The sequence below is a fragment of the Sinosporangium album genome (assembly GCF_900100605.1).
In the GTDB taxonomy this organism is placed as follows: domain Bacteria; phylum Actinomycetota; class Actinomycetes; order Streptosporangiales; family Streptosporangiaceae; genus Sinosporangium; species Sinosporangium album.
The window spans coordinates 1-8779 of the sequence record NZ_FNCN01000066.1; the positions used below are offsets into that span (position 1 = coordinate 1).

Sequence of the window (8779 nt, forward strand, 5' to 3'; positions counted from 1 at the left end):
CCGAGAGACGTTCCCCGCAGGCGTCGAGGAACCCGAACGTCACCTATGTCCCCGATTGCGCTTCGGAACCCCCGGCGTGTCGCGTGAGCACTGGAGGTTCCTAGATCATTTGACGCTGGCTCGCTCTCCCAGGGCTGCGACACCAAGCCCCTCGGTCGGCCCCCACGCCCAAGCGGGAAAAGACGCTGCGGCTTCCACACCCGATTCTCTTGTCAAGCAACACAACCAGGTCGAACACACACGGACCTACATGATCAACGGATCAGTGTGGGGAACCGGCTCCGCCACCCCAAGCCGATGCACCGCGGCGAACCCGTTCGCCGGAAGCCGGTAGATCCGGACCGAGTCAGCGGACGCGTCCATTATCCGCGTCGCGCCGTCGAGTAATGTCAGCAGCTCGGCGTCGTCGCAGACGATCTCAAACACCGACTTCTGCACCCTGTGGCCGTACCCTTCGCAGAGTTTGGCCATCTTCCGAAGCCGGCGTCGGCCTTCGGGTGTGGTGGTGACGACGTCGTAGGTCAAGAGCAGCTGCATCAACCGACCGTCCACGGAACGTAGGCGGGCAGCTCACCCCGGATATGTCGGGCCAGGACACGTGACTGCACTACAGGCAGCAAGCATGCCGCAATCTTGCGGCCGACGAGCCGATGGTGCCATTCCTTGGTCTTCCACCCTTGCCATTCGGTGAGAACGAGTTTTCGTCCGTCGTCGGTGAGCTGAACGGCGCCGCCGGGGAGGGTTTCGAAGTGCTCGATGCGCAGCTGTCGACGGTTGAGGAGGGTAAGGGCGAGCCGGTCGGCGAGTACGGGTCGGAACTCCTCCATGAGGTCTAGGGCCAGCGCGGGCTTCCCAGGACGCAGGCCGTGGAGAAAGCCGAGGTAGGGGTCGAGCCCCACTTGCTCTGCGGCTCCGTGGACGAGGGCTCTGGTCAGGCTGTAGAGGAAGGAGAGCAGGGCGTTGATGGGGTCGGTGGGCGGTCGTTTGATCCGGCCGGGGAAGGCAGGGATGGCGGGTTCGGGGCGCAGCATGTCGGCGAGGCCCTGGAAGTAGAGACGGGCGCTCTGGCCTTCCAGTCCCATGAGTTTCTCGAGGTCGGCCGCGTCGGGACAGCGCGCGAGAAGGTCTTCGATGTCCTCGCACAGTCCCCGCAGCGAGGTCTGCACGGGGGTGGGTGCGTCGCGGGCACCCCGCAACAGGACTTGGCGGGAGTTCTGGAGCTTTCCCGCGACACAGCTTCGGGCGATTTGGAGGCGCGCGGCGGGGTTGGCATGCGCTAGGTGTTGTGCGTGGCGGAGTAGGACGTTGCCGCGGATGGGGCCGTCGACTCTGCTGAGGAAGCGTCCTGACAGGCTCATCCACACCACGGATCTGCCGTCTTGGGCGCATCTGGCCAGCAGTTCGGCGGATATCGCGACGTGGCCGTAGAGCACGATGGCGTTCAGGCGACGCAGGGGGAGAGTGCGTTTGGGGACGTCGGGGGCGACGAGTTTGAGGCTGTCGTGGTCGAGGTGCAGGCTGGCTCCTTGGGTTTGTACGTACAGCGTGTTGAGCATTTCAGTCATCCCACACCGCCTCCGGCTGGGGAAGAAACAGGGCCGAGGCCGCCTTGGCGAACGCCTGCGTGCGGGCCAGGACCCGCGGCATGCACATGTCACGCATTGAGCACCGCCGGCATCGCTGATCGGCCGGTGCTGCGGGAAGGGACATCGTGGTCAGCGTCTGCCGTACGGATTCGGCGGTGGTGAGGACGCGTTCACGGGCGGCTGCGTCGATGGTGACGGTGTGTCGGCGCCGGTCGGAGCCGGAATAGACCACGCCTTGTGGGATGGGCCGTGCGAACATCGCCTCCAGGCACATGGCCTGGCCGGCGAGTTGCACGTCGGCGGGCCCGCCGGGGGTGTAGGTGCCGGACTTGTGCTCGATGGGGATGATGCGGCCGTCGTGGTGGATCTCGACGACGTCGCAGACCCCGGCGAGTCCGAGTTCGTCGTGCCATACGGGTAGGGCGCGCACGGTGCGGATCGCGCCGCGGGTGTCGTGGCCTGGCTCGTGTACGCGCTGGTGCATGAGGGTTCCGCGTACGGTGGCCGCGTCGTCGGCGTAGCCGTCTCCGAGGAGGATCAGCCCAGCCTGGCGGGGGCAGTAGGCGTGGTGCTCCAGCGCGGACAGGGTGACCTGGAGGGGCGGGCCGCCTGAGGGAGCGGCCCGCTGGTGTGGAGGGGTCATCCGATGAGGGTTGTGAGGGTGACGCCCTGAGGCAGGTCGTTGGTGACCGTGACGGTGTAATCGGCGAACGAGCGTGGTGCGCCGACGACCGACGGAATCTGGATACGGCTGAACAGTTCGTGCGAGGGCGCCCGGCCGAAGGCGTCGTCATGGCTGAACACGTAGAGGCCGCGCATCGCCATCTCGCCGCGGCTGGAGGCACGATCATGCTCGAACATCATGCTGAGGCAGCGCCAGAAGGTGTCGAGGTCCTGTTCGCTCACCCCGGTACGGCGGGCCAGCGGAGCGCTGAAGTGGCCGTAGCCGAGGTAGAGGCCGTAGGGCACCATGTGCTTGTTGCCCATCTCGGTGGACTCGCCCTTGTCGATGTCCTCTTGGCGGGTCTGAGTGACTCGTGTGATGCCGTGTTCGTGTGGCAGCACCGGGTCGACGGATCGGGAGAAGGTGAGCTGCATCGGGCCCTGCACCCGTCCGCAGGGTTTGGTGCCCGTGGTCATGACCGCGCCGAACATGCGCACGTCGTAGAAGGTCTGGCACATCCACTGCTGGGCTTCGGGCTCGGATTTGCGGCGCTGTTTGGGGTCGAGGTTGAGGGCGGTGTAGGCGCGTTCGTGCTGAGCGTTGAGGGAGGTGCCGGTCTCGACGTAGATGTCGTAGCCGGGTTTGCCTTCCTGCAGCAATGCCACCATGTTGCGGATCTTGCGTTTGATGGCCACGTCGGTGACCAGGCCCTGCCCGGTCTCGGGGTCGGTGCGGGGCATGCCTCCGGCGTCGGGATCTCCGTTGGGATTGCCGTCGCGCACGTCGAACAGCAGGACGAAGTCGTGTTTGCGGTTGGGGTCCACGTGCACGGTCATCGCAGAATGGTCCTTTCGGGGGATGGAGAAGGAAGGATTTTCACGCGGGTTCAGGTCCGGCGCCCCTGCCCCTGGCGGCGCTGCGAGCGGCTTCGCGGTCGTGGGCGCGCTGCTGGTGATAGCCGATGGCGAACCTGCCCTGGCCTTGGAGGTCGAGCACGGCCGGCAGGTCGGCGGTGAAGCGGCCGAAGATTTCGTCCAAGCGGTTGTCCAGCGCCTTGCCCGCAGCGCGTTTGGTGCCACGCAATCTGCGGAGATGACCGATGGAGTTTTTACGCAGCATGGTCAATACGGCCAGGGGGCGGCCCATAGCCGCTGCGAAGAACTTGTCGCCGATGGTGGTGTTGATGTTCTCCAGGGCGGTGCGCTGGATGTCCTCCAGAACAGCGAAGGCTCGTCCGCACAGGTAAGCGGGGTCGTTGCTGTCGAGGTTGAGGCTTTCCATCAGGATCTCCTTCATGGCGGGGTCGGCTCGGATGAGCAGCAGCCTCAGCAGGGCGGCGCGGGGAAGGTCGACCTGGCCGTCGGCCCGGATGCGCTGAATGACGTGGGCAAGCAGGTACGGCGGGAGCCGCCTGTTGCGCAGCGCGGCCGCGAGGAGGTCGCGCTCGGCCGAGTCGGGATTTGTCCCGCGGACGTACTCCTTTTTGTTGTGGCGGCCGAGTGCCAGCACCATGAGCCACAGGGGAACACTCTGCGGGCCGGCCGAACGCAGATCCGTCATGAGGTGGTCGGTGAACCAGGCGTCGATGTTCCGGCACATGTCGATCAGCGGAACGTCGATCCAGTCGCGGACGACCACGCGGCTCTGGTTGGTCGACAAGGTGATGGCGTAGAAGGCGTTGCCGTCGAGCCAGGGTGCCCGTTGTGCGGGCGCAAGCCGTACCTGATCGATGATCGGCCGGACGTCTTGCGGCCTGGCGTCGCGGACGGCTCCTAAGAGGGAGATCGGGGCTGGGCGGCGCAACCACCAGGTCAGAACGCTGTCAGAGCCCCTGTAGTGGTGGTGCGGGTCGGCCAGCAGAGCGTTGAGCGCGGCCATGGCCATGCTCCCGCAGCTGTCGCAGATCGGGGTGTTGACGAGCTGCGTGAGTCCGCCGCGGCCTTGTGCGCTCTTGTTGATCGATACCAGTTGGGCGTCGCGCGCTCGACCGTTCGCCGCCGGGATGGCACCGGACTTGACCGGCTCGGGGATGGTGTCCAACAGGGGCCCCATCTGAGCGCAAGACAGGCAGATGCCCTGGTCGCCGCCCGAGCTTTTCCGTTCGCGAACAACCCTGCCCCACACGTCGACGGCGGACGGCAAGTCGTGCAGCCAGCCGTGGTCGGTTCGGATGGCGATGACATCGGTTGGTTTGGCATCCTCGGGGATCTGCATCCGCAGGCAGGCGCCGCTTTGGAGGAAGTGGACCACGGGGGTGGCGAGCGGTTCTTCATCCGCCCATCTGTAGACCAGCTCGGCGAAGTGTCCGTTGCGCTGTTCGGCCTCTCTGATCCTTTTGCCGGTGTCGTCTTTGGGCATGGCCAGGACGTATTGCAGGGTGTCGGTGAGCAGGAACGGCAGCGGGCCGGTGCCGGAGCGCTGTACGTAGGGGGTGGCCATGAGTTGACCGGCTCGGGCGTCTGTGCTGCTCAGGTCGATCAGCCGGTTGCCGCGGGGGCATCCGTCCTGGTCGAGGTCGATGGCCCAGCGCACGTGCCTGTTGCGGTAGTAGGGCGCGGGCAGGTCGGTGCGTTGGGTGCCGTGATCGGCGAGGGCTTTGATCAGCATGGAGTCACCGCCGCCCACCGGTGCGCGTAGCCCCGCCTGTGGGAAGCTCGACTCCCTGCGACGGAACCCTCAGCACGCCGTTGGTGAGTCCGGCCATGAACCAGCGGTAGGACTCGCCGGCCTTGCCGTAATGGATGCTGTGCAGCATGACGCCCAGTTCTTCGCTGTGTGCGATCGGGGGCCGGTCGGTGGGCGGGTGGAAGGACGCGGAGAACTCCCGGACTCCGAGGAACGGCTGGGTGAAACAGGCTCCGCGTTCGACCTTGCGCCGGAACTGGTCGCGGTATTTCGCCTCCGGATCGGTCGCGTGCGGGCTCAGCCGTACCTGGGCGTGGATCCGGTAGGCGACGTCACGCAGGCACACCATGTTGCGCTGGTCGCGGTCGGCTTCGGCGTCGAAACGGACCGATGGGTCGCTCATCGCCTCATGAACCCAGCTCAGCGTCAGCGTGCTGGAGACCTCGTTGCGGCGGATCGACATCCAACGGATCGGGGCGAGAATATCGATGCTCTCGATGATGTAGTTGAACTCCGGCTTCCAGAAGATCGCTTCGAGGATTCCTCTGGCCGCCGAGGGGGTCATCACCGGATAGCTCAGCCGTTCGGTTTTGAACTCCGGGCGGGTGAAGCACGCGTATGGGCCGCTCACCTCCACGATGAGAGGCGCAGGCCGGGCGCGGCTGTTGCGAGGGGTCAAAACACCAGCTCCTCGGGGTCGGGGGATGTGACTTCGATGCCTCGCTGCGGGTGGTAATCGCCCAGCCATTCGATGAGGTCTCCGACGACAGGTGCAGCCATACCGTCGTCGACCGCGCGGGTGGCGGCTCCGCGAGGCAGGGTCGCCACGTAGGGGCGTAAGGCTCTGAGCTGAGCGCTGGAGCCGGGGTGACCGCCACGCAGATGAGCCACGATGCGTTCCAGTTGCTCGATGTCGCCGTAGCGCACCGCCACCGGAACGGTCCACTCGTCGATCATGCGGAACAGCTCGGCCACTCGGGGGAAATCGTGGGCTTGGCGCTCCTTTTGGATCTCCTGGCCGGCTTGCTCGACGTTGTGGAAGTCGAAGCGGGCCTTGTAGTACGCCTCCATCGCGTCGAGGTCGTCGGGTGGGCAGTGCGGGCCGAAACGGTCGCGTGTGGCTTCCAGCGCTGCGCCGTAGATCAGTTTCGCGGCCTTGTTGCCGTCTTCGGGATCGAAGATCGTCATACGGCCGTAGGCGAGACGGCCGCTTCGGTTGACGCGGCCGGCGGCCTGCTGCATCGAATCGGCCGAGGCATATGCCCGGAATCCTTTAGGAAAGTCCACGTCGACCCCGGCCTCGACCAGCTGGGTACTCACCACAGCGACAGGCTCCCCGTCGGCGAGAAGCCGCCTGATCTCCTCCAGCGTCTTCCGCCGGTGGGCGGCCGCCATCCGCGTCGACAGGTGCAGCGAGGGACGGCGCTCGTCGACCATTCTGTGAAGTCGGTGGGCGTCCGAAGTCGAGTTGACCACCGCCAGCACCTGCGGCTCAGCGGCTATTTCATCGGCTATCTGTGCCATGGTGGGCTTGGGATCCAGCAGCCAGCGGTAACGCACCCGGTTCAGAGCCTTGTACAGGGGCTTCGGCTGGGCGATCACCTCCCGTATCCGAGTGCCGCGCAGCGGGCTCAGCAGCTCGAAAGGCGGCTGGGTGGCCGAAGCCAGCAACACCGTGGTGCCGAAATAATCGGTCAGCGTCCGGAGCGCGGACAATATGGGGATCAGCAGGTGATCGGGCAACGCCTGCACCTCATCGAGCACGATGACCGCCCCGGCAAGCCGGTGCACCCGGCGCATCGCCGACGGCTTGTTGCTGAACAGCGACTCGAACAGCCGGATCGTGGTGGTGACGACGAAGGGGGCATCCCAGTTCTCGGCGGCCAAGCGCTGCCAGCGTGCCGCGGGATCGCCGTCGTCGAGGTCTATGCCGCTGTGGTGCTCCAGGACGATGGGGTCTTCGCAGTCTCGATCCAGCAGGTTCCGGAAGACCGCCGCGTTCTGCTCAGTGATCGACATGAACGGCACCGCCACGATGACCCTGTTCATGCCATGCCTGCGCGCATGGTGAACGCCGAACCCGCCCATGGCGAGAGACTTTCCCGAGCCGGTCGGCCCGGGGAGGCGGTAGATCCCCCGTGGGCCTGCCGCGGCATCGACCGCCTGGGCATAGACCTCGCTCCGGTGGCCGTCCACAGGTGAAGGTGGCACGTCCGCGAGCATTTTCACTCGCCCCTGCTCATATCGTTCGACCAGGCCCGCGGCCGATGTCGGATGCATCGGACGTGCGGCCGCCTCGAAGTGGGCTTCGGTGTCGAGGTAGTCGGCGTCCACAACGGTGCTGTAGACCATGCGCACCAGCAGGTCCAAGGCATAGGGGTCTGTAGCCGCAGCGTCAGGCAGCCAGCCGGGCAAGGGGATCGGCCCCGGCAAGTGGATCTCCGGCACGATCTCGCCAACCCGCCCGATCGCCTCCGCGACCAACGGATGGGTGTCGGCGAACTGCAACTCCGCTTTGAGGCGGCTTCGGCTGGGAAGTCCGCCGTGATGCCCGAACACGATCGCCGCCATGATGCCCAAGCCCTGCTGGTCCAGCAGCCAGGTCCCTGCATGCTTGTGCATGCCTCCCACCCGACCGCCGTGCTTTTCGGCGCGCATCAGGCGGCTTTGCCAATCACAGCTCCCTTTCCCGACATCGTGCACCAATCCGCAATGGGCAGACAGTTTTCCGGCGTCGAATGGGTCAGCGAATTCGCCGGCCCGCCGAGACGTGCCACGCAGGTGATCGCCAAGCTCATGGCGGAGCCCGTCAGAACTCCTCGCACTATGCGCCCACAGCTTCCCGGCCATTGCACCCCCTCTGGAGACCCATACGAGAGTTGCACTGTAAGAGATGGCACTGACATTTTTCAGCGCCATCCCTGAAAAGGACTATCGGCCACTTGTGGCACTATTCGGAAATACGGGCCAGACGATTCAGTCCGGCCCGCTTGTCCGTATGCCAAGTGCCGTGATAATTGCGATCCTCGGCCTGTCCGATCGGGATCAAGGCCGCCGAGAGCGCAGATGTACAGCGCTCACCCAGAAGGGAGAGTACATGAGTGACTCTCGCAAGCACGAGCCCTTCTATCAAGGAAGTTAATACGGGACCGGTTGAACGAGAACCGCGATCCACAGTACGCTCAGAGTGATCAGCGGAGTGAAACTCCATTCATTAGGTCTTATGCCAGCGGCTCACCAGCTCAGCTGACATACACGTCGTTGGCGCAGCTCACAGGCGGCGCAAAGAGCAGCAGGCCTTCCGGATTGTCTGCCATGGCCGTCCGGAAACACCGAAGCCGCGACCATTTCCGATCGGCATCCCGCGGGGTCGATCGAACGGCCGGGATCGACCTCCCACAAGGAGTCCCTCCGGCCAAAGGAGTCGCGCGTGCCCGACGATGGATTACCGGAAGGACCGGACGGTACGAAATGGCTGCTGGCTGCGCAAGCAGTGGCACTGCTGCTCGAAATGCTTCGGCTCCTGCACGGCGGTGGAGGGCTCAGATAGCTAGCGCAAGCTCCTGAGCCCCGGTTACCACGCGGAGTCCCGGCCAGCCTGTCCGGATGCGCCGGGGCTCCGTACCCAGACTACGTGGGAACCACTCCAATCTCATCATTCGCGGTACTCGACGCCTGGTTGCGTCAGCGCCGAGCCCAACGACTGCACCAGCACCAACAGCTCTACCGGCCGCAAGGATCAGTGCTGTTCGAGCGCGTCCTTAATGAGAGGGGTGGTCATATGGCTGCGATGCTCACCGACCCCGAAGGGCTGGTACCGGTCGGGCCTGGATCCCCGAGCTGATGAACATCCCGTGGGTTTCGATGCTCACCGACCCCGAAGGGCCAGCGCCGGCGCCGCTCG

The 8779-nt window shown here is 65.4% G+C and carries 7 protein-coding genes; all 7 read right to left on the reverse strand.

Annotated features, from left to right (window positions below; all coding sequences use genetic code 11):
* Positions 1-246: 246 nt before the first annotated feature.
* The 7 genes from cas2 to BLQ73_RS30255 are packed head-to-tail and all read right to left on the reverse strand — an operon-like array spanning position 247 to position 7725.
* Positions 247-537 carry a CRISPR-associated endonuclease Cas2 gene (cas2, locus tag BLQ73_RS30225; protein WP_093176215.1) on the reverse strand — a complete coding sequence of 97 codons (291 nt, stop codon included), beginning with the start codon at positions 535-537 and terminating at the stop codon, positions 247-249.
* Complete coding sequence (gene cas1c / locus BLQ73_RS30230; RefSeq protein ID WP_093176218.1) at positions 537-1565, reverse strand: type I-C CRISPR-associated endonuclease Cas1c; 1029 nt, start codon at positions 1563-1565, stop codon at positions 537-539. The genes cas2 and cas1c overlap by 1 nt, the downstream gene beginning before the upstream one ends.
* The gene (gene cas4 / locus BLQ73_RS30235) at positions 1558-2229 is read right to left on the reverse strand and encodes a CRISPR-associated protein Cas4 (protein ID WP_093176220.1); all 672 of its coding nucleotides are present in this window, start codon (positions 2227-2229) and stop codon (positions 1558-1560) included. The genes cas1c and cas4 overlap by 8 nt, the downstream gene beginning before the upstream one ends.
* Positions 2226-3086, reverse strand: coding sequence for a type I-C CRISPR-associated protein Cas7/Csd2 (gene cas7c, locus BLQ73_RS30240; protein ID WP_093176222.1), 861 nt, complete (start codon positions 3084-3086; stop codon positions 2226-2228). Before cas7c ends, cas4 begins: the two co-directional genes overlap by 4 nt.
* A gap of 40 nt (positions 3087-3126) precedes the next feature.
* A complete protein-coding gene (cas8c, locus tag BLQ73_RS30245; protein ID WP_143020537.1) occupies positions 3127-4857 on the reverse strand; it encodes a type I-C CRISPR-associated protein Cas8c/Csd1 in 1731 nt (576 codons plus the stop codon).
* A 4-nt stretch (positions 4858-4861) separates the two neighbouring features.
* A complete protein-coding gene (gene cas5c / locus BLQ73_RS30250) occupies positions 4862-5554 on the reverse strand; it encodes a type I-C CRISPR-associated protein Cas5c (protein WP_245691556.1) in 693 nt (230 codons plus the stop codon).
* A complete protein-coding gene (locus BLQ73_RS30255) occupies positions 5551-7725 on the reverse strand; it encodes a CRISPR-associated endonuclease Cas3'' (RefSeq protein WP_093176227.1) in 2175 nt (724 codons plus the stop codon). The genes cas5c and BLQ73_RS30255 overlap by 4 nt, the downstream gene beginning before the upstream one ends.
* Between the last annotated feature and the right edge of the window lie 1054 nt (positions 7726-8779).